The following is a 20,908-nucleotide window of genomic DNA, read 5'->3' as shown; positions in this document are numbered from 1 at the left end:
AGTCCGCATGCAAACGGGCGCCGCGAGGGCGCTCGCCTTGGTACTCTGTCTCCTGCTGATGCTCTGCGCGCCGAAGGGCTTCGCGGCCGGCACGGCAGAGCGGGCGATGCTCCCCGATTTCACCCGCCTCGTGGCGACACAGGGCGCCGCCGTGGTCAATATCAGCGCCACCCAGGTGGCTGCGCAGCCGCAGAAGCAACCCTTCCGTCTTCCGGAACTCGACGAGTCGGATCCGATGTTCGAGTTCTTCCGCAAGTTCATCCCGCGCATGCCCGAGTACCCGGGGGCGGAGCCCGACGACAAGTCGCTCGGCTCGGGCTTCATCATCAGCGCCGACGGTTTCATCCTCACCAACGCGCATGTGGTGGAGGCCGCAGAGAGCATCGTGGTCCGCCTCGCCGACAAGCGCGAGTTCGACGCCACGGTGATCGGCGCCGATGCGCGCAGCGACGTCGCGCTGATCCGCATCGAGGCCAAGGACCTGCCTCATGTCGTGCTCGGCGACCCCGAGGCGCTCGCGGTGGGCGAGTGGGTGCTGGCGATCGGTTCGCCCTTCGGCTTCGAGCAGTCGGTCACCGCCGGCATCGTCAGCGCCAAGGGGCGCAGCCTGCCCGACGAGAACTTCGTGCCCTTCATCCAGACCGACGTCGCGATCAATCCGGGAAATTCGGGCGGGCCGCTGTTCAACCTGCGTGGCGAGGTGATCGGCATCAATTCGCAGATCTACAGTCGTACGGGCGGGTTCATGGGTCTGTCCTTCGCGATCCCGATCGATGTCGCGATGGACGTGCAGCAGCAACTGCGCGAGAAGGGCAGGGTGGAGCGCGGGCGCATCGGGGTGTCGATCCAGGAGATCACCCGCGACCTCGCCGACAGTTTCGGGCTGCCGCGCCCTGCGGGTGCGCTGGTGAGCAGTGTGGAGGCCGGTGGTCCGGCGGCGCTCGGCGGCGTCGTCCAGGGCGACGTGATCGTGCGCTTCAACCAGCGCAACGTCGAGAATTCGGCCGACCTTCCGCGCATCGTCGCGGCGGCGCGCCCGGGCAGCAAGGTCGAGGTCGAGATCTATCGCGACGGGGCGCCGCGTTCCCTGAGCTTGACGCTGGGCGAATGGCGCGACCCGGAGGAAGAGGTCGAGCCCGTGGCGGTCGGTCTGGCCACGGGCGCGACCAACCGCCTCGGCCTCGAACTCGTCGCGCCCACGGCGCAGCAGCGGCGCGAGCGCGGGCTTGCGCACGGCCTGTTGGTGCAGCGTGCCGAAAAGTCCGCCGCGCGGGCCCAGATCGTTCCCGGCGACCTCGTGCTGGCGATCGTCGTCGAAGGGCGCCAGGTCAGGCTCGATCGCATCGAGGATTTCGAACGCGTGGTCGCCGCGCTCAAGCCCGGGCAGCAGGTCACCCTGCTGGTCGGGCGCGGCGAGAGCGCGTCCTATGTCAGCCTGCGCGCCGACAAGTGAGCCCGGTCGCGATGGAACGGCGTTTTACCGTGATGAGCCGGGAATGGTGCCACCTGTGCCATGTGCTCGTGGACGCCCTGCGCCCGCTCGCCGAAGCGGCCGGCTGGGGCATCGAGGTGATCGACGTCGACCAGCATCCCGAGCTCGAGGCGCGCTGGGGTGAATGGGTGCCCGTGCTGCTGCACGGGGAGCACGAACTTTGCCACTATCACCTCGACGAGGCCGCGGTACGCGCTTATCTGGGCGGTTTTCCGCTAGAATCGCGGGCCTGACGCGCTGGACCGAACCCGCCCGGCGACTAACCGAATCCTTTCCGAAACGGGTGCTGAAAGGCACCTTTTTCGTTTCAAATGAAGCACATCCGAAACTTCTCCATCATTGCCCACATCGACCACGGCAAATCGACCCTGGCCGACCGACTCATCCACTTCTGCGGCGGCCTGTCCGAGCGCGAGATGGAGGAGCAGGTGCTCGACTCGATGGATATCGAGCGGGAGCGCGGCATCACGATCAAGGCGCAGACCGCGGCCCTGCACTACAAGGCCAAGGACGGGCAGGTCTACAACCTCAACCTCATCGATACGCCGGGACACGTCGACTTCTCCTACGAGGTCAGCCGCTCGCTTGCCGCCTGCGAGGGCGCGCTGCTGGTGGTCGATGCCTCGCAGGGCGTCGAGGCGCAGACCGTGGCCAACTGCTACACCGCGCTCGACCTCGACGTCGAGGTGGTGCCGGTGCTCAACAAGATCGACCTGCCCGCGGCCGACCCCGAGAACGCGCGCGGCGAGATCGAGGACGTCATCGGGGTCGATGCCTCCGAGGCCATCCTGTGCTCGGCCAAGACCGGCCTGGGCGTGGAGGAGGTGCTCGAGGCCATCGTCGCCCGGGTGCCGCCGCCCCAGGGCGAGCCCGACGGGCCGCTGAAGGCGCTGATCATCGACTCCTGGTTCGACAACTACGTCGGCGTGGTCATGCTGGTGCGCGTCGTCGACGGCGAACTCAAGCCCAAGGACCGCATCCTGCTGATGTCGAACGGCTTGCAGTATCCCTGCGACCAGGTGGGCGTGTTCACGCCGCGCTCGGTGGGCCGGGATGCGCTGCGCGCGGGCGAGGTGGGCTTCGTCATCGCCGGCATCAAGGAGATCGAGGCGGCCAAGGTGGGCGACACGATCACGCTCGCCAACAAGCCGGCGAGTGCGCCGCTGCCCGGCTTCAAGGAGATCAAGCCGCAGGTCTTCGCCGGCCTGTATCCTGTGGAATCTTCCGAATACGACCAACTGCGCGACTCGCTCGAAAAGTTGCGCTTGAACGACTCCTCGCTGCAGTTCGAGCCCGAGGTCTCGCAGGCGCTCGGCTTCGGCTTCCGCTGCGGCTTCCTCGGCCTGCTGCACATGGACATCGTGCAGGAGCGCCTCGAGCGCGAGTTCGACATGGACCTCATCACCACCGCGCCGACGGTGGTCTACGAGGTGGTACTGAACGACAACTCGATCATCCGCATCGAGAATCCGGCCAAGCTGCCGGAGCCCGGCAAGTACCAGGAGATCCGCGAACCGATCATCACCGCGACCATTTTCCTGCCGCAGGACTACGTCGGACCGGTGATCACGCTGTGCAACCAGAAGCGCGGCAACCAGATCGACATGCGCTACCACGGCCGCCAGGTGCAGCTGATCTACGAGATGCCCATGAACGAAGTCGTGATGGACTTCTTCGACAGGCTCAAGTCGGTGTCGCGCGGCTACGCCTCGCTCGACTACGATTTCAAGGAGTACCGCACGGCCGACCTCGTCAAGCTCGACCTCATGGTGGGCGGCGAGAAGGTGGACGCGCTGTCCGTCATCGTGCACCGCGCCAGCGCGCAGTATCGCGGCCGCGAGCTCGCCGCCAAGCTGCGCGGCCTGATCCCGCGGCAGATGTTCGACGTGCCGGTGCAGGCGGCGATCGGTGCGCACATCATCGCGCGCGAGACCATCAAGGCCCTGCGCAAGAACGTGCTCGCCAAGTGCTACGGCGGCGACATCACGCGCAAGAAGAAGCTGCTCGAGAAGCAGAAGGAAGGCAAGAAGCGCATGAAGCAGGTCGGCAACGTCGAGATCCCGCAGGAAGCCTTCCTCGCCGTGCTGCGCACCGACGAAGGCAAGTGATCGACGCCGGCCCTGGGGGCCGGCCTAAGACGGAAACCGCATGAACTTTGCCCTGATCCTGTTCCTGTTGCTGATCGCCTCCGGCGCGCTGTGGTCCGTCGACCGCTTTCACGCGCGCAAGCTGCGTCCCGCGGGCACGCCCGACCCGTGGTGGGTGGAGTACGGCGCGAGCTTCTTCCCGGTGATCCTGATCGTGTTCGGCCTGCGCTCCTTCGTCGTCGAGCCTTTCAAGATCCCTTCCGGTTCGATGATCCCGACCTTGCTGGTGGGCGACTTCATCCTGGTCAACAAGTGGACCTACGGGATCCGCCTGCCGGTGATCAACCGCAAGATCGTCGCCGTGAACGATCCGCAGCGCGGCGACGTCATGGTCTTCCGCTATCCGGCCGATCCGTCGATGGACTACATCAAGCGCGTGGTCGGCCTGCCCGGCGACCGCGTCGAATACATCGACAAGCGCCTCACCATCAACGGCGAGGCGGTGCCGATCCGTGAGGACGGCAGCTACCTGCATCCGGATCGGCTGTACTACTCGCCGAAATACGTCGAGAGGCTCGGCGAGGTCGAGCACTCTGTGCTGATCGAGCGCGACGCGCCGGCCTACGTGCCGCAGGTGCTCAACTTCCCCGGGCGCGAGCATTGCACCTACGTGCATGCGGGCGTGCGCTGCACGGTGCCGGCCGGGCACTACTTCGTGCTCGGCGACAATCGCGACGCCAGCAGCGACAGCCGCGTGTGGGGCTTCGTGCCGGACCAGAACATCGTCGGGCGTGCCTTCTTCATCTGGTTCAACTTCGGCGACATGAAGCGGATCGGCGGCTTCGACTGAAATGGGGGTGGAGATGAAGATGCGTTCCCAACGCGGGCTCACGCTTCTGGGCGTGCTGGTGACCGGCGTGATCGCGGCCTTCGTGCTCGTCGTCGGGTTCCGCAGCGTTCCGGTGATCAACGAGTATCTCGCCATCAAGCGCATCCTCGGAATCGTCGCCGACGAGTCCGACAAGGGGGCGAGCCTGATCGAGGTGCGGCGCAGCTTCGATCGGCGCCGGCAGATCGACGACGTGAGCAGCGTCGGTGGCGCGGATCTGACGATCGACAAGTCGGGTGTCCGCACCGTCATCGACGTCGAGTACACCCGCAAGATTCCCCTGCTCGCCAACGTCAGCCTGTCGATCGACCTGCATCCGAGCAGCGAGCCGCGCTGAGCCGATGATGCCGGATCGACTTCAGGCGCGCCTGGGCCACGCGTTCTCCGATGTCCGCCTGCTGCAGGAGGCGCTGACCCATCGCAGCTTCGGGCAGCCCAACAACGAGCGTTTCGAGTTCCTCGGCGACGCCGTCCTCGACTGCGTGGTGTCGATCGCGCTGTTTGGCCGCTTCGGCGAGCTGCGCGAGGGAGAGCTGTCGCGGGTGCGCGCCTCGCTGGTGCGCCAGGACACGCTGCACCGCCTCGCGCTCGAGCTCGAGCTCGGCGACTGCCTGCGCCTGGGCGAGGGCGAGCTCAAGTCCGGCGGCAGCCGGCGCCCGTCCATCCTCGCCGATGCGCTCGAAGCGCTGTTCGCCGCGGTCTATCTGGACGCCGGCTTCGAAGCGGCGAAGGGGGTCATCGACCGCCTCTACGCACCGCTGATCGCCGAAGTCGATCCGTGCAAGCCGAGCAAGGACCCCAAGACCGCGCTGCAGGAATGGCTGCAGGCGCGCCGCATTCCGGTGCCGAGCTACACCATGGTCGAGATCGTCGGCGAAGCCCACGCGCAGGAGTTCGAGGTCGCCTGCGAAATCCCCAAACTCGCGGTACGCACGCTGGGCCGCGGCCCGAGCCGGCGCATCGCCGAACAACAGTCGGCCGAGCTCGCGCTCGCCGCGGTGAGAAAGAAATGAGCGACGCGTCCCAGACTCCCCTCAGCGACCAGCCCACCGGCGAGGACGGCTTTCGCGCCGGCTTCGTCGCCATCGTCGGTCGCCCCAACGTCGGCAAGTCGACGCTGCTCAACCGTCTGATCGGGCAGAAGATCAGCATCGTCTCCAGCAAGGCGCAGACCACCCGACACCGCGTCACCGGCATTCTCACCGAGCCGGGCGCGCAGTTCGTGTTCGTGGACACCCCCGGCTTCCAGACCCATCACCGCAACGCGCTCAACCGTTCGATGAACCGCACCGTGTCGCAGGTGCTGGCCGACGTCGATCTGGTGTTCTTCGTCATCGAAGCCGGGCGCTTCACCGAGGACGACCGCAAGGTGCTGGCGGTGATCCCCGAGTCCTCGAAGGTGATCCTGGTCATCAACAAGGTCGACCAGTTGAAGGACAAGACCCGCCTGCTGCCCTTCATCGCCCAGGTGCGCGAGGCGCGCGACTTCACCGAGATCGTGCCGCTGTCGGCCGAGAAGGGACGCAACGTCGACGAGCTGGTCAAGGCCGCCACGCCCCTGCTGCCGGTCGGTACGCCGATGTTCGAGGAAGACGAGATCACCGACCGCAGCGAGCGCTTCCTCGCCTCCGAATTCCTGCGCGAGAAGCTCTTCCGCCTGCTCGGCGACGAACTGCCCTACGGGATCGCGGTCGAGATCGAGAAATTCGAGGTCGAGGGCAACCTGCGCCGCATCTACGCCGCGGTGATCGTCGACAAGCCCGGCCACAAGTCCATGGTCATCGGCCGCGGTGGCGAGAAGCTCAAGCGCATCTCCAGCGAGGCCCGCGTCGAACTCGAGAAGCTCTTCGACGGCAAGGTCTTCCTCGAGGTCTGGGTCAAGGTCAAGAGCGGCTGGGCCGACGACGAGCGCGCGCTGAAGAGCCTCGGCTACGAGTGATCCGGACCCCGGGTCATGGCGGCAGCCAAGCAGCGCATCGAGCAGCAGCCGGCCTGGGTGCTGCATACCTACCCGTGGCGCGAGACCAGCCTGATCGTCGAGATCTTCGCGCGCGAGCATGGCCGCGTCGCCCTGGTCGCAAAGGGTGCGCGCCGCCCGCACTCGCAGTTGCGCGGCGTGCTGCTCGCCTTCCAGCCGCTGTGGATGGATTGGTCTGGCGGTGGCGAGGTCAAGACCCTGGTGCGTGCCGAATGGCAGGGCGGGCAGCCGCTGCTGATCGGGCGCGCGCTGATCTGCGGCTACTACCTCAACGAGCTGCTGGTGCGCCTGACCGCACGTGAAGATCCCCACCCGCGCCTCTTCGACGCCTACGCCGAGGCGGTGCGTGCGCTCGGCCGCGGCGAGGCGGAGTCGCCCATCCTGCGTCGCTTCGAGCTCGCCCTGCTGCAGGAGCTCGGCTACGAGGCCGGGCTCGCGAACGAGGGCGACAGCGGCGAGCCGGTGCGGCCCGAGGGGCGCTACCTTTATATAATCGAGCGCGGTCCGGTGAGGCTGGAGGCGCTGGAGGAAGAGGGTGCTGCCCTCGACCCTGCCGCGCTCGGCGAGCAGCCGCTGCTCTCCGGTCAGACCCTGCTCGACATGGCGGCCGGCGACTTCTCGCGTGCGGAGACGCTGGGCCAGTCCAAGCAGCTGCTGCGCATGCTGATCAACCACACCCTGGGCGGCCAGCCGCTGCAGTCGCGCCGGGTGCTCAAGGAATTGCAGGAGCTCTGATGATCGAACTCGGCGTCAACATCGACCACGTCGCCACGCTGCGCCAGGCCCGCCGCACCTGGGAACCCGATCCGGTGTGGGCCGCCGTGGAAGCCCACCTCGGTGGTGCCGACGGCATCACCATCCACCTGCGCGAGGACCGCCGCCACATCGGCGACGAGGACGTGCGCCGGCTCGCCGAGCTCACCCAGGTCAAGCTCAACCTCGAGATGGCGGCCACCGACGAGATGGTCGCCATCGCCTGCCGCACGAAGCCGCAGATGGCGATGCTGGTGCCCGAGGGCCGCCACGAGATCACCACCGAGGGTGGGCTCGACGTGATCGCGCAGGAGACGCGCCTGAAGGACGTGATCGCCCGCCTCGCCGACGCCGGAATCGTCACCAGCGTGTTCATCGACGCCGAGCCCGAGCAGATCGAGGCCGCCGCGCGCATCGGCGCGCGCGTGTGCGAGATCCACACCGGCCCCTACGCCCACGCCTTCCACGCCGCCGGACGCGACGCCGAGGCGCCGGCGGTGCTCGCCGAGCTCGACAAGATCCGCACGGCGGGTGAAGTGGTGCGCAGCCTGGGCATGCGCTTCAACGCCGGCCACGCGCTCAACTACTACAACGTCGAGCCGATCGCCCGCCTGCACGGCATCCGCGAGCTGCACATCGGGCATTCGATCGTCAGCCGTGCGGTGTTCGTGGGCCTGCGCGCGGCGGTCGCCGAGATGAAGCGGCTGATGCGCGAAGCGGCGCAGGGCGCCTGAGGAAGCGCGATGCGCGTGCCGCGCCCCTGCCCCCTTGCACCCGCCGACAGCGCAGCGCGCCGGCGTCCCCCTGCAGGAGCGGCGCAAGCCGCGAATGCTGCACCCAATCCGGGCGGTGGAGTGGATCCGGGCGCCGCATTCGCGGCTTGCGCCGCTCCGACAGGGGCGCGCGCGAGCCTGTGTGCGAGCGTGCAAGCATGATCCACGGCATCGGCACCGATCTCGTGCAACTGCGTCGGATGCGCGAGGCGCTCGAGCGCCACGGCGAGCGTTTCGCCCTGCGCATCCTGGCCGCGAGCGAGGTCGAGGCCTGGCGCGCCCATCGCGACCCGGCGCGCTTCCTCGCCAAGCGCTTCGCCGCCAAGGAAGCCTTCGGCAAGGCGCTCGGCACCGGCGTCGCGGTGCCGGCCACGCTGCACGCGGTTGCGGTCGGCCACGACGCGCGCGGCAAGCCCGAATACCGCTATGACGAGCGCCTCGCCGCGCACATGCGGGACAACGCGCTGCGCGCCCACCTCAGCATCAGCGACGAGGACGAGCACATCGTCGCGTTCGCCCTGATCGAAAGCGTGTGAGCCCCGGAGCCTCCAGAACATGAATCCACCCATCCGCCGCCCACGCGGCCCCGTCATGATCGATGTCGCCGGCACCGCGCTCACCGACGAGGAGCGCGAACGCCTGCGCGACCCTCTGGTCGGCGGGGTGATCCTGTTCGCGCGCAACTACACCGGCTCCGAGCAGCTGCGCGCGCTCACCGCCGAGATCCGCGGGCTGCGCGACCCGGCGCTGATCATCGCGGTCGACCACGAAGGCGGCAGGGTGCAGCGCTTCCGCACCGACGGCTTCACCCGCCTGCCGTCGATGCGCAGCCTCGGCGCCTTGTGGGCGCAGGACCATCTGGTGGCGCTCGACGCGGCGCGCGCCACCGGCGTCGTGCTCGCCGCCGAGCTGCGCGCGCACGGGGTCGACCTGAGCTTCACCCCGGTGCTGGATCTCGACTACGGCTGCTGCCGCGCGATCGGCAACCGCGCCTTCCATCGCGATCCGCAGGTGGTCGCGGCGCTCGCGCAGGCGCTGTGCGCCGGCATGGCGGAGGCGGGCATGGGCTGCGTGGGCAAGCACTTCCCCGGCCACGGCTTCGTCGAGGCCGACTCGCACCACGACGTGCCGGTGGACGAGCGCGACTTCGACACGGTTTGGAACGAGGACATCGCCCCCTACCGCCATCGTCTCGGCCGCCAGCTCGCCGGCGTCATGCCCGCCCACGTCGTCTACCCCAACGCCGACCCCAGCCCCGAACCGCAGCCCGCAGGCTTCTCGCCGTTCTGGCTGAAGGAGGTGCTGCGCGACCGCCTCGGCTTCCAGTGGGTGATCTTCAGCGACGATCTCAACATGGAAGGCGCCCGCGTCGCCGGTGACATCGTCGGCCGTGCGAAAGCAGCCTACGCGGCCGGCTGCGACATGCTGCTGGTGTGCAATCGACCTGACCTCGCGGCCGAGCTGCTGGATCGCTGGGCGCCGGACCTGGACGCCGGCAACCTGGCCCGACTCGCCGCGATCCTGCCGGACACGGCCAGGCCAGCCTGGCTTGCCGACCCCTTCGCACTCGAACTGCACGCCCCCTACCTCCGGGCCCGCGAGCACCTCGCGTCCATTCCCGAGGACAAGAGCGCCGCGCCAACCATGACCGCCGCCACCATCGGTGAGCAACGTACCGAAGTCCTGCGCAAGGAAGGATAATTCCGCGCAGCGGTAGCGAACTCCCCTGTAGGAGCGACGCAAGTCGCGATCAGCGGCGTTGCTCAAACATCCTGCTCCCATGACCGACCCGACGCCCGCCCCCGCCTTCGACCCCAAGCCCTTCCTGCGCACCCTGACCGAGGAGCCGGGCGTCTATCGCATGATCGGCGCCGACGACAAGGTGCTCTACGTCGGCAAGGCGAAGAACCTCAAGCGTCGCGTCTCCAGCTACTTCCAGAAGACCGTCTCCAGCCCGCGCATCGCGATGATGGTGGCGCAGGTGCTGCGCGTGGACATCACCGCCACACGCTCCGAGGCCGAGGCGCTGATCCTCGAGAACAACCTCATCAAGAGCCTCGCGCCGCGCTACAACATCCTCTTCCGCGACGACAAGACCTACCCCTACATCGAGCTCTCCGCCGACGAGTTCCCGCGCCTGGCCTACCACCGCGGCGCCTTCACCAAGGGCGCGCGCTACTTCGGCCCCTTCCCGAACGCCTGGGCGGTGCGCGAGAGCATCCATCTGCTGCAGAAGACCTTCCAGCTGCGCACCTGCGAGAACACCGTCTTCGCCAACCGCTCGCGCCCCTGCCTGCTGCACCAGATCAAGCGCTGCACCGCGCCCTGCGTCAGTCTTGTCGAGCCCGCCGCCTACGCTGCGGACGTGAAGCTCGCCACGCGCTTCCTCGACGGCCAGGCGAGCGAGGTGATCGACGACCTCACGAATCGCATGCAGGCCGCCGCCGAGCGCCTCGCCTTTGAGGAGGCCGCGGCCTGTCGCGATCAGGTGCGCGTGCTGCAGGCGGTGCTGCACAAGCAGTTCGTCGACAGCCGCAAGGATGAAGATGTGGACGTGCTCGCCGCGATCGAGGCCGACGGACTCACCTGCGTGAACATCGCCATGGTGCGCGGCGGCCGCCATCTCGGCGATCGCCCGCAGTTCCCGAGCGGTGCGGCGGTGTCGGGTGCGGTGGACAGCCTGCTCGCCTTCGTCGAGCAGCACTACAGTCAGCACCCGATCCCGGCGCGCATCCTGGTCAACCTGCCGCCGGAGGCGGTCAAGGAGACGCTCGCCGAGATCACCGAGCGTCCGCCCGGCGTGGTGTCGCCGCGCTTCGAGGCGGAAAAGGCGTGGATGGAGATGGCAGAGAAGAACGCCCACCTCGCCATCCAGGCGCGCGCGCGCGACACCGGCCGCATCGAACAGCGTCTCGAGGCCCTGCGCGAGGCGCTCGGCATGGACGAGGCGCCGCAGCGCATCGAATGCTTCGACATCAGCCACACCATGGGCGAGGCCACGGTGGCGTCCTGCGTGGTGTGCGAGGCGGGCGCCATGAAGCGCGCCGAATACCGCCGCTACAACATCGCCGGCATCACCGGCGGCGACGACTTCGCCGCCATGCGCCAGGCGCTCGAGCGCCGCTATGGCAAGGTCGCGGCCGGGGAGGGGGTGTGCCCCGACCTGATCCTGATCGACGGCGGCAAGGGGCAGGTGAGCGCGGCGCGGGCGATCCTCGCCGAGGTCGGCCTGGAGGCGGTGGCGATGGTGGGCGTGGCCAAGGGCGAGGGGCGCAAGGCGGGTCTGGAGACGCTGATCTTCCCTGACGGGCGCGAGGGTCTGGCGCTCGGCGGCGAGTCGGCGGCGCTGCACCTGATCGTCGAGATCCGCGACGAGGCTCACCGCTTCGCCATCACCGGGCACCGCGCCAAGCGCGCCAAGGCGCGGGTGGGCTCGAAGCTGGAGGACGTCCCCGGCGTCGGCCCTTCGCGCCGTCGCAACCTGCTCGCCGCCTTCGGCGGGCTTGACGGGGTGCGCGAGGCGACGGTGGAGGACCTGTGCCGGGTGGAGGGCGTCAGCCGCAAGCTCGCGGAGCAGATCCACGCTGCGCTGCGCTGAGCGGTCGCGCGTGTCCCGGCTCCGGCTGCCCGCGCGGCGCCGCATCGCCAGGGGGCGTGCGTGCGAGCAACGCCGCGCGAGCGATGCCGCGCTTGACGCCCGGCGACTCGCCTTCTAAAATGCGGCCTCTTTTCGGGAGGGCGGTTAGCTCAGCGGTAGAGCACTGCCTTCACACGGCAGGGGTCACTGGTTCGATCCCAGTACCGCCCACCAGGTAAATCAACGACTTGGTGCCCTCCTGCAAAGAAGGTACGGAAATCGTACGGAACAGGTTCCAGAGACGGGCGATTAACTCAGCGGTAGAGTGCCACCTTCACACGGTGGAAGTCACTGGTTCGATCCCAGTATCGCCCACCAGACAGCAGAAAAAAGCCGGCCCGCGAGCCGGCTTTTTTCTTGTCGACGGAACCATCTGCAACTCGGCCCTCCACCAGCTCTCATCCGGATGCGAGGTGTCCATCTCCGCGCGCTCCTCATGCCTCAGGAAGTGCGAATGGGTCGGCGCGACCGACCATCCGACCCTCCAGTCGAACCACATGCGACGACACTTCGCCAGCAACCACAGGTTCGGTGCGGTGAAGGAACCCAAGCGTGCCCCTTGGCGGCAGCGGGCGAGTCTTTCTTGTAGTGTCTAGAATGTTACAGGCCCGTATGCGGGCGGACACAAGCCGGGACACGTCGTTGGTCGATCGACGACGACGTATTCACGCGTAGGCCGCCGTAACCACCAACCGAACCTGGGAAGAGGAGGGATGCAGCCATGGCACTGGAGCGAGTTGCAGTACGGCCGATCGAGCACGAGTCGCCTGGCGCCCGACATCTGGCAGATATCGCGCATTCCTTCACCTCGGACGCCCAACACTTCTACGATCACTCCATGTCGAGAGACCCCAAAGCGGAGGGGTACAAGCCTGCCAAGCGCGAAGAAATCCCGGGACCGAATCGCAGGCTGGTCGAGCGGGCCGCCAAGTTCAGCCTGGATCTCGGCGACTACTGGGCGAGCGCACGTGAGACGGCGTCCGACGCCTACGAATTCGGAGCCTCCACGCTCGAACGTTTCGGGGCAGGCTTGGAAGCGGACTTCAAGTCGATTGATCGAGGTCTGGAAGAGCGATTGGCCGAGTGGGAAGAGGCTACCAGTCCGGCGGCCGAATATGATCCCGATCGGATCGGCGCGGCAGCCGATGCCCTTCGAGAGAGTATTCGCGCGGCCCGCGCAACGCTCGATTCGCGCCTCGAGGGAATGCGCCTGCAAGATCGCGCCGAAATCGCCTGCCTGTCACTGCTCGGCAGCGCGCTGACCGGCCTGTCTGAGCAGATTGCCGAGCGTCTGCATGCCATCGCCGCAGGCGGCATCGTCGAGCCGATCACGATGAGCACGCAGACCAAGCAGTTGATCGAGCGCGCCGGCATGGATGAGGCGGGTGATCTGATTGAACAGGCGCGGGCGAACATGGAGACGGAGCTCGCGAAAAGGCGCGACAACAAGGCCCGCAGCGAGCAGCTGATCCATGATCGGACGACAGAGCTCGACGGCCTCCGCATCGAATTGCAAGGTCCGGACCTGACGGCCGCTCAGCGCGACGAGGCGACACGGAAAGTGTCCAAGCTGGAACGGGACATCAGCCGTCTCAAGAGCGTGTCGGACCGACTGGACAGCGTCATCGCCCTGACAGAGAACGGACTTGCAGCCGCCTCGGACCGTAGCGCCGCATATGAACAGAGCTTCCAGACCGCCGCAAGCGCGTTGGCCAACGGGCAGGATCTCGCAGAGTTCTGGCGCTCGTCGAAGTCACGGCTGTTCAGCGAGGTCGACGCCCTGCTCGGGAAGAGCGTCCGCAAGGTACTCGATGCCGCGTTCGATTCTGATTTGGCGAGCAAACTGGACGACTTCACGAAACAGTTGGTGAAGTCCAAGCTGGATCCGCAGAAACTGCAGAACCTCGCATCGACGCTGCTGCAAACCCTCGACGCGTATGCGCTGCGAACCCGCTCGATCCTGAATGGAGAAGACAGCCGTGCGGCGGCGGGCGACCCGCTGGCGATTGAACAGATCGCGGATGGCGCCTGTGCACCCATCGCGGCGCTGCGCGCCGCAATCGCAAAGGAATTGACCTTTCTGTTCCAGAACGGCGCGTTCGAATCGAGGTGAAACGTCATGAACACGACCGAATGCACTTCGCCTGCATCCACCAGCGAAACGCCTTTCGACCCCTACTATTCGGAGATTCTGGTTCCCGCGGCGGCGGGCGATTCAGTCGCGATGCAGCAGGTGCTGACGGCAAGGCGTCACGTCCTGAACGAGAGGACCGTTGCGGCGACCACCAATCTGACGGTCTATGGCGACGAGGTGGTGGTTGAAGGCGTGATCACCTTGCCCGGACGGCAGGTAACGATCGTCTGCCGGCGCCTGGAGTTCCTGCCCGACCCATTGAACCCAGGCAATTACGGGGGAATCGATGTAAGCGGTTGTCGTGGCAAGGATGGGTGCAGCGGAGGCCAGACGACCGCCGGCACAGAACCAATGGCGGCGACCGCGGGACAGGACGGACAACCAGGGCGGCACGAAGGAGGCGTTGGGTCGAACGGTCAACCGGGCGGGGATGGTGGCAAGGGGGGCGAGGGGGGCTCGATCACGATCTGGTGCGATCGACTGGTTCGGGGACCGCAGTTGGTCCTCGATGCCAGTGGGGGCCTCGGCGGCAACGGAGGGAAGGGCCAGCCTGGCGGACGCGGCGGAAACGGGATCGACAACCTGGATGACAACGATTCGGAGTCGGCACGTGGGGGCGCTGGAGGCTGTGGCGGTCACGGTGGAAACGGCGGGGCAGGTGGCGACGGCGGAACCATTTCGCTGAATTTTCTGGGGTTTGATTTTCCGATGTCAGGCATGAGCCTGTCGGTTGCGGGTGGCATCGGCGGCAACGGAGCATCACCCGGAATCGGCGGCAACGGTGGAAACGGCGGTACGCCCAAAATGGACTCGCTGCGCTACAAGCCCAATTTCCTCGCTTTCATGGGCGGCAGGGATCCGGATGGGCACCAGAACGGCGCCGACAGCGGCGGCGGCGGTGTCTGCGGACTTCCGGGTTACGGCGGAGTTGCCGGCAGCCCTGGCACGATCGCCATTGGCGCGCTCCGCCCGCCGGCAGTTCCATCCGTCGACCCGAAGACGTACCAGATCATTCGCGTGGAGGCCGAGCAGGCGGCCTTCGAAGGAACGATCGCGAATATCTGGGCAGTGTGGACTCGCGCCAAAGTGTGGGGCTCGTGGAATGAGATTCATACGCCCATCGATGCGAACGGGGCAGATGGGCAAGCGCTGCCGGCGGAGCAGACGTTCGGAAAAGCGGGAACACCAGGCGGGCCCGCACCCGTAGATCCCCGGTATGGCGCCGTCAATGGCGGCTTGGACATCCGAGGGCGCGGATTTGGTCCGGGGCAAAGCGGGCAGGTCGGCGCCAACAATACCAATCGCCCTGCGCAAGGCGCGAGGCCCGTTGCGACGCCGCCCACACGTGTAGGCATCAGTCCCGCGTCAAACTATCCCGGCTGCTGGTCGATCGTCGATGACAGATCGCTTGCGTTGCAACTGAGCGGGGATCTTCTGCCCATGGTCTTCGAGCGTTGCCGCGAACGTTTTCTCTTCACGAACGTTCATGCGAACACCAACGAGACCTGCGAAGCGCTCGGCAGCCTGCAGGCAACCCTGTCATGGATTGTCCGGATGGCTACGGAGCGCAAGGAGGCCGACCTTGCTGCAGCGGCGACGATGACGCTGGAGTCGCTTCGACAGGGGCGGAACCTGTTCGGGCACGATCATGATTTCGTCGCGCTTGGGTCGATCGACCGCTATCAGCCGGATCTGACCGAGGTGGTCGCAGAATACAGCGCCATAGAGCAGACGCACGGCGCCTTGGCAGGCGCGCTGAAGAACGCGCAGGAGCGAGCCGGCTTTCTCGGCAACCTCTCGGAGAGTCAGAGCCGCACATTGACGGCGCTCGAGGCGGACGTAGCCGACAGCGTCTCCAAGGTCAATGCGGCCCTGAAGTCCGTTCAGCAGTTCGAGGCGAACCGCGCCGATGGCTCGGTGCACTTGATCAGGAAGTTCACCGATTTTGAAAATGAAGTCACGATCGGCACAGGCCTTACGCCCGCAGCCCTGTTGTCCGCCATCGGTCAGCTGGCCTTCATCAACCCTGAGGCGCCTGCCTTCGCGATACCGCTCGTTGCAGGCCAGGCCGGCGATTTGATCTCGAAGACTGCCAACGAGGTCGCGACCGACAACGGCACTACGGTGAATCGTTCGTATCTCAGCCGTCAGGTGCTGTCCTTGTCCAATGAAGTCACCGACTTCACCGGATTGAAGCAGGCCAGTGACGGACTGATCAGCGCCGACGGAACCGAGCAAGGCCGCCTGATGGCCACGCGCAGGCAGGTTGATGCGATCTGCGCCGACTTCTTCAGCAAGTGTCCGACAGCGCAGAAATTAAGCGACGATCTGGCGCACTACATCGAACTGGTCGCGACGCGGAATGCCAAGATTGCCGAGTACAACGACGCGCTTACCGAATTGTGCTACCTGCGATCGCAGACGGATGCCATAAGGTCGGCCAAGAGCAAGACCGAAAGTTGGCGGGTCAGTCAGGCCGGTCTCAGCCTGCCGCAGATGGCCGCGTTCAGCAGCGCGTTGTGGCGTCACGCGCGCGAGCAGTGTGTGGAGACGCTGTACCTGGCGAGCCGCGCATTCACGATGCACACCTTGAGCAACAAGGATGTGTTCATCGACGTGCTTCGGCAGTTGATGGCTGGCTCGCAGCGGCCCGACAACATCAACTCGACCGCGTTCAGAGCCGCGTTGATCGACTTCATCGTCGGACGACTGAAAGAGGAGAACAAGCGGCTTTCGACCATTCAAGCTTTTGTCCCCATGGGCAACTCCTGCCGAATCGAGTTTACAAAAGCGCGGAACCCCCTGCTGTTCGCAATGCTGATGAACGGCAACGAGGGACTGGTGTCGATTCTTCCGGCGCGAAAAGACACCAACACCGACCATACACACTTCCCGGGAATGGCCAACGTCCGCCTCTCCGCCATTCGAGCGTGCGCGCTCGGGATGAGGACCAAGGACAACATTCACGTGATTCAGTTTACGCATCCCGGCGTAGAGACGATCGTGACCGCCAGCGACGTGCCGGTCACCGTCAATCATCAAAAAGTGCATCACGAGTACCGCTACGATGCACGTGCGCTCTCCCCCGATGGCACGACACTTTCGGCAGGTGCGGCGGCCGCAGCAAGACCCGAGACGGGCACCGTTACCAGCGCATCAGCGGCGACACCAGCGCCCGTGCTGACCGGCGGGTTCCTGGACGCGCAGCGACAAATGATCGGGCCGTTCTGTCAGTGGTCAATCCGAATTCCCCGGGAGTACAACAGTGAGCTCGATCTGAGCGGACTCCGGTCGATCATCATCGAGTTCGAAGGAACCTATCAGTCGTTCGCGTGATGCGCACGGTAATCGATCCATGGGGATGACGGGTATCCGCGGATCGCGGCCGTCACGCCGGGCGTTCGCCGTTGGGCGCCGGGAGATCGCTGCCCACCTCTGTCGCCTCCCCGGCGCCCGGCCATGCGGTTACGATTGGACCTCTTCCAGACGAGTTCCGCCGGAGCCTGCCGATGTCCGCCCGTTCCACCCGCTTGTCCGCCGCCGCGTCGGCGCTCCATGACCGTCCGCCGCCCGCGGTCGAATACCGCATCCGCCCGGCGAACCCCGGCGCCCACCTCTTCGAGGTGAGCTGCACGGTGGCCGAGCCCGACCCCGCGGGGCAGGTCTTCAGCCTGCCGGCGTGGATCCCGGGCAGCTACATGATCCGCGAGTTCGCGCGCAACATCGTGCGCCTGCGTGCCGAGGCCGACGGCGAGCCCTGCGCGCTGGAGAAGCTCGACAAGCACACCTGGCGCGCGGCTGCGGTGCCGGGCGCGCGCGTGCTGAGCGTGCATTACGAGGTCTATGCCTGGGACCTGTCGGTGCGCACCGCCCATCTCGACACCACACACGGCTTCTTCAACGGCACGAGCGTCTTCCTCGCGGTGGCGGGGCGTACCGAAGCACCTTGCGTGGTGACCATCGAACGCCCCGAGGGCGACTGCGGGCGCGACTGGAAGCTCGTCACCGCGCTGCCGCCCGAGCACGGCCACCCGGGCCAGGCCTGCCGCTTCGGCCGCTTCCGCGCCGCGGACTACGACGAGCTCATCGACCACCCGGTCGAGATGGGCCGTTTCACGCTGGCACGCTTCGAGGCCGCGGGCGTGCCGCACGACATCGCCCTCACCGGCCGCCACGACTGCGACCTCGAGCGCCTGTGCGCCGACCTGCGCCGGGTGTGCGAATGGCAGATCGCGCTCTTCGGCACGCCGGCGCCGGTGGACTATTACGCCTTCCTGACCATGGTGGTGGGAGAGGGCTACGGCGGGCTGGAGCATCGCGCCTCGACCGCGCTGATCTGCAGCCGCGCCGAGCTGCCGTGGAAGGGCATGGAGGGTCTGCCCGACGGCTACAAGAGCTTCCTCGGCCTGTGCAGCCACGAGTATTTCCACACCTGGAACGTCAAGCGCATCAAGCCGGTGGCGTTCACGCCCTACGATCTCGCGCGCGAGAACCACACCCGGCTGCTGTGGGCCTTCGAGGGCTTCACCTCGTATTACGACGACCTCGCCCTGGTGCGCAGCGGCGTGATCGGCATCGATGACTACCTGGGGCTGCTCGGCAAGACCATCGCCAACGTCTTGCGCGGCAGCGGCCGGCTCAAGCAGAGCGTGGCGGAGTCCTCCTTCGACGCGTGGACCAAGTACTACCGCCAGGACGAGAACGCACCCAATGCCATCGTCAGCTACTACGCCAAGGGTGCGCTGATCGCGCTCGCGCTCGACCTGCAGCTGCGCGCGGGCAGCGAGGGTGCGGCCAGCCTGGACGACGTGATGCGGCTGCTGTGGCGGCGCCACGGCCTCACCGGCGTGGGCGTGCCGGAGGATGGCATCTTCGCCGCGGTGCGCGACGCGGGCGGCGAACGCCTCGGCGCGCGCCTGGCGAAATGGCTGCAGAAGGCGGTGGACGGCTGCGAGGATCTGCCGCTGGCGCGCCTGCTGCGTCCCTTCGGCGTGAGCCTGCGCGCCGAGGCGGCGGGGACCGCGCCGGTGCTCGGGATGAAGCTCGGCGGGGGCAGTGGCGAGGCGAAGGTCGCCAATGTGTACGACGACGGTCCGGCGCAGGCGGCGGGCGTCTCGGCCGGGGACGTGCTGATCGCGCTCGACGGGCTGAGGATCTCCAGCGCCAAGGGGCTGGAGGATCTGCTCGCCCGTCGTGGTGCGGGCGACGAGGTGGAACTGCATCTCTTCCGTCGCGACGAGCTGATGAGCTTCCGTGCGGTGCTCGCTGCACCGCCTGCCGAGCGCCAGGAGCTCAAGCTGGCGCCGCGCGCCGATAGCGCGGCAGCGAAGCTGCGGCGGGGTTGGTTGGGGGGGTGATGCGCCGCCTTGCCGTGCGCGAGGCGCAGCCGCGGACGACGGCAAGGTGTGACGGAGCGGGCACGCACGGCCAGGCGCGCCCGCGGCGGCAGGTCGCGTTCAGGCCTCGGGGGCGGCGTCGTGCGCCGGGAACAGCTTCGGCTGCCAGTAGCGCCAGGCGAGGAAGCCGGCGAGCCCCGCGATGATCAGCCAGAAGCCGACGCCCTGCCAGAAGGCGATCGGATCGGTGGCGAGGAGGTAGTCGCGCGGCGGGCGCACGAAGTGGATCCGCCCTGTGGTCAGCGCGCGCACCGCCTGTGCGATCGCCGCCAGCGCGGGCATGAACCAAACCAGCAGCCCGGCGCCGACGATGACGCGGTCGAGCAGCGGCGTGGCGAGGCTGCGCGCGCTGTAGACGCTGCGCACCCCGAACCACACCGCGATCAGGAAGCCGAGCGCCGCAGCGAGCGGGCCGATCGCCATCACGCCGCCGAGCAGGGTGGCCGCCGCGAGGAAGCCGAGCCCCTCCAGGCGCACGATCTCCGGCCACAGGCGCTCGAGCTGGCTGAACAACAGCCACGATGCAGGCAGCGCGACCACGCATACCAGCAGCGCGAACAGCGCGCGGCGCCGGTCGAGGTCGCCCGGCAGGGGGCGGGCGCGGGTTTCAGCGGAAACGGTGACGGAAGAGGAAGGCTCGGGCATGGGAATGGAGGCGGTGGAAAAGGTTCGGAGCCCGGGAAGTGTACTACGCGCACAGCCCCGCGCCCCTGCAGTTCCCGTCACGCGCTCGCGCGTCGTCGTGATCGCGACTTGCGTCGCTCCCACGAAAATCGGCACGTTACCGCAGCACGATGCAGCTTCGGACCCCGCTGGGAGCGACGCGAGTGGCGATCCTCCGTCCCGGCTCGCGCCGCCCTCGTCGCGGGCTCCGGCACCGTGATCGGGACCGGCGTCTTCAGCCGAAATACCCATGCACGAACCACTGCCCCGGCGCATCCAGGCTCTCGAAGATCCAGCACAGGACGTTGTCGGCATCGCGCGCGAGGTAGTAGTCGCGACGGACCGGCATGCCGTCCCACCAGCCGGTCTCGATGCGTTCGGCGGCGCCGAGCAGGGTATAGCGGGGAGCGGAGATCGGACGCGGCGCGGGCAGCAGCCAGAGCGGGCGCAGGCCTGCTGTCGTGCGTGGCGGCGGCGATGCCGTCCGTGTCGAGGCCGGCCCCGCAGCGGCGTCGCGGCCGGCGCGTGCAGTGGTCGCCTGTGCGGAGGGCACGGTGTTTCGCCAGGCGGCTTCGGGACGGTGATCGGCGCGAAGATCCAGGCGCTGCACGCATTCCTCGCCAAGTCGCGCCTGCAGGCGGGCAAGCAGCAGGGCGGCGTCCTCTCCGGCCTGGGCAGGATCGCCGAACAGGTCCCGGGCGCGCGGGTCGGCAGCCACGGGGCTTTCCGCACACAGGGTGATCGAGTCGACCTCGGCGGACAGCTCGAGCATGGCCAGGCGTTCGCGCACGATCAGGGCGAAGTGCCCCTCGTCGCGGCTTGGGCGGCCGAGCGCGAACTCGAGTTCGGTGGGCGGTCGCGAGCCGTGGCCGAAACGCAGGCGGAAGCGGTCGACTGCCGCGTGGCGGGCATCGAGCCAGGCGGCAAGGCTGGCGAAGAGGCGGCGTGCGGCGAAGAGCAGGGCCTCGGCGTGAAGTTCCGGCGCGGGCAGGGCGATGCCGTGGTGGAAGCGCAGCGGCGCTTCGAACCAGGGGCGTGGATCGGCGAGCTCGCCGCGCGCCCGCGCCAGCGCCCGCGCGGCCGCCTGCGCACCACGGCGGGCGAGT

General features: G+C 67.5%; 16 protein-coding genes, 2 tRNA genes and 1 pseudogene. 17 read left to right on the top strand and 2 right to left on the bottom strand.

Annotated elements, in window-relative coordinates:
* Positions 1 to 7 precede the first annotated feature (7 nt).
* From C665_RS05850 to C665_RS05770, 17 genes are all read left to right on the top strand, one after another.
* Positions 8 to 1,453, top strand: coding sequence for a Do family serine endopeptidase (locus C665_RS05850; protein ID WP_004302711.1), 1,446 nt, complete (start codon positions 8 to 10; stop codon positions 1,451 to 1,453).
* A gap of 11 nt (positions 1,454 to 1,464) precedes the next feature.
* A complete protein-coding gene (locus tag C665_RS05845) occupies positions 1,465 to 1,725 on the top strand; it encodes a glutaredoxin family protein (RefSeq protein WP_012585479.1) in 261 nt (86 codons plus the stop codon).
* A 78-nt stretch (positions 1,726 to 1,803) separates the two neighbouring features.
* Positions 1,804 to 3,600, top strand: coding sequence for a translation elongation factor 4 (lepA, locus tag C665_RS05840; RefSeq protein ID WP_004302707.1), 1,797 nt, complete (start codon positions 1,804 to 1,806; stop codon positions 3,598 to 3,600).
* Between the two features lie 40 nt (positions 3,601 to 3,640).
* The gene (gene lepB / locus C665_RS05835) at positions 3,641 to 4,429 is read left to right on the top strand and encodes a signal peptidase I (protein ID WP_004302705.1); all 789 of its coding nucleotides are present in this window, start codon (positions 3,641 to 3,643) and stop codon (positions 4,427 to 4,429) included.
* Positions 4,430 to 4,442: 13 nt separating this feature from the next.
* Entirely contained in the window at positions 4,443 to 4,805 is a 363-nt protein-coding gene (locus C665_RS05830; protein ID WP_012585478.1) for a DUF4845 domain-containing protein, read from the top strand.
* A 4-nt stretch (positions 4,806 to 4,809) separates the two neighbouring features.
* A complete protein-coding gene (gene rnc / locus C665_RS05825) occupies positions 4,810 to 5,481 on the top strand; it encodes a ribonuclease III (RefSeq protein ID WP_004302702.1) in 672 nt (223 codons plus the stop codon).
* Entirely contained in the window at positions 5,478 to 6,407 is a 930-nt protein-coding gene (era, locus tag C665_RS05820; protein ID WP_004302700.1) for a GTPase Era, read from the top strand. Before rnc ends, era begins: the two co-directional genes overlap by 4 nt.
* Before the next feature lie 15 nt (positions 6,408 to 6,422).
* A complete protein-coding gene (gene recO, locus C665_RS05815) occupies positions 6,423 to 7,181 on the top strand; it encodes a DNA repair protein RecO (protein ID WP_004302698.1) in 759 nt (252 codons plus the stop codon).
* Positions 7,181 to 7,933, top strand: coding sequence for a pyridoxine 5'-phosphate synthase (locus C665_RS05810; RefSeq protein ID WP_004302695.1), 753 nt, complete (start codon positions 7,181 to 7,183; stop codon positions 7,931 to 7,933). Before recO ends, C665_RS05810 begins: the two co-directional genes overlap by 1 nt.
* A 197-nt stretch (positions 7,934 to 8,130) precedes the next feature.
* Positions 8,131 to 8,508, top strand: coding sequence for a holo-ACP synthase (gene acpS, locus C665_RS05805; protein ID WP_004302693.1), 378 nt, complete (start codon positions 8,131 to 8,133; stop codon positions 8,506 to 8,508).
* A 19-nt stretch (positions 8,509 to 8,527) separates the two neighbouring features.
* Positions 8,528 to 9,673, top strand: coding sequence for a beta-N-acetylhexosaminidase (gene nagZ, locus C665_RS05800; protein ID WP_004302692.1), 1,146 nt, complete (start codon positions 8,528 to 8,530; stop codon positions 9,671 to 9,673).
* Between the two features lie 79 nt (positions 9,674 to 9,752).
* A complete protein-coding gene (gene uvrC, locus C665_RS05795) occupies positions 9,753 to 11,570 on the top strand; it encodes an excinuclease ABC subunit UvrC (RefSeq protein WP_004302690.1) in 1,818 nt (605 codons plus the stop codon).
* 138 nt (positions 11,571 to 11,708) lie between these two features.
* Positions 11,709 to 11,783, top strand: a tRNA-Val gene (locus C665_RS05790).
* Positions 11,784 to 11,852: 69 nt separating this feature from the next.
* Positions 11,853 to 11,927 (top strand) — tRNA-Val (locus C665_RS05785).
* Positions 11,928 to 12,330: 403 nt separating this feature from the next.
* Positions 12,331 to 13,722: a coiled-coil domain-containing protein gene (locus C665_RS05780; RefSeq protein WP_004302688.1), complete on the top strand. Its 1,392-nt coding sequence runs from the start codon at positions 12,331 to 12,333 to the stop codon at positions 13,720 to 13,722.
* Between the two features lie 6 nt (positions 13,723 to 13,728).
* Positions 13,729 to 17,079, top strand: coding sequence for a hypothetical protein (locus tag C665_RS20635; RefSeq protein ID WP_157277020.1), 3,351 nt, complete (start codon positions 13,729 to 13,731; stop codon positions 17,077 to 17,079).
* A gap of 173 nt (positions 17,080 to 17,252) precedes the next feature.
* Positions 17,253 to 19,100 carry a M61 family metallopeptidase gene (locus C665_RS05770; RefSeq protein WP_004302684.1) on the top strand — a complete coding sequence of 616 codons (1,848 nt, stop codon included), beginning with the start codon at positions 17,253 to 17,255 and terminating at the stop codon, positions 19,098 to 19,100.
* A 99-nt stretch (positions 19,101 to 19,199) separates the two neighbouring features.
* Here C665_RS05770 and C665_RS05765 read toward each other — a convergent pair whose 3' ends face one another.
* A complete protein-coding gene (locus tag C665_RS05765) occupies positions 19,200 to 19,784 on the bottom strand; it encodes a hypothetical protein (RefSeq protein WP_004302682.1) in 585 nt (194 codons plus the stop codon).
* A 253-nt stretch (positions 19,785 to 20,037) separates the two neighbouring features.
* A pseudogene (locus C665_RS05760) lies at positions 20,038 to 20,908 on the bottom strand (Y-family DNA polymerase); the annotation flags it as partial.

The sequence above is a fragment of the Thauera aminoaromatica S2 genome, from assembly GCF_000310185.1.
GTDB classification, from domain to species: domain Bacteria; phylum Pseudomonadota; class Gammaproteobacteria; order Burkholderiales; family Rhodocyclaceae; genus Thauera; species Thauera aminoaromatica.
The sequence above is the reverse complement of the archived record's forward strand: the minus strand, read 5'-3'. Positions and strand labels throughout refer to the sequence as shown.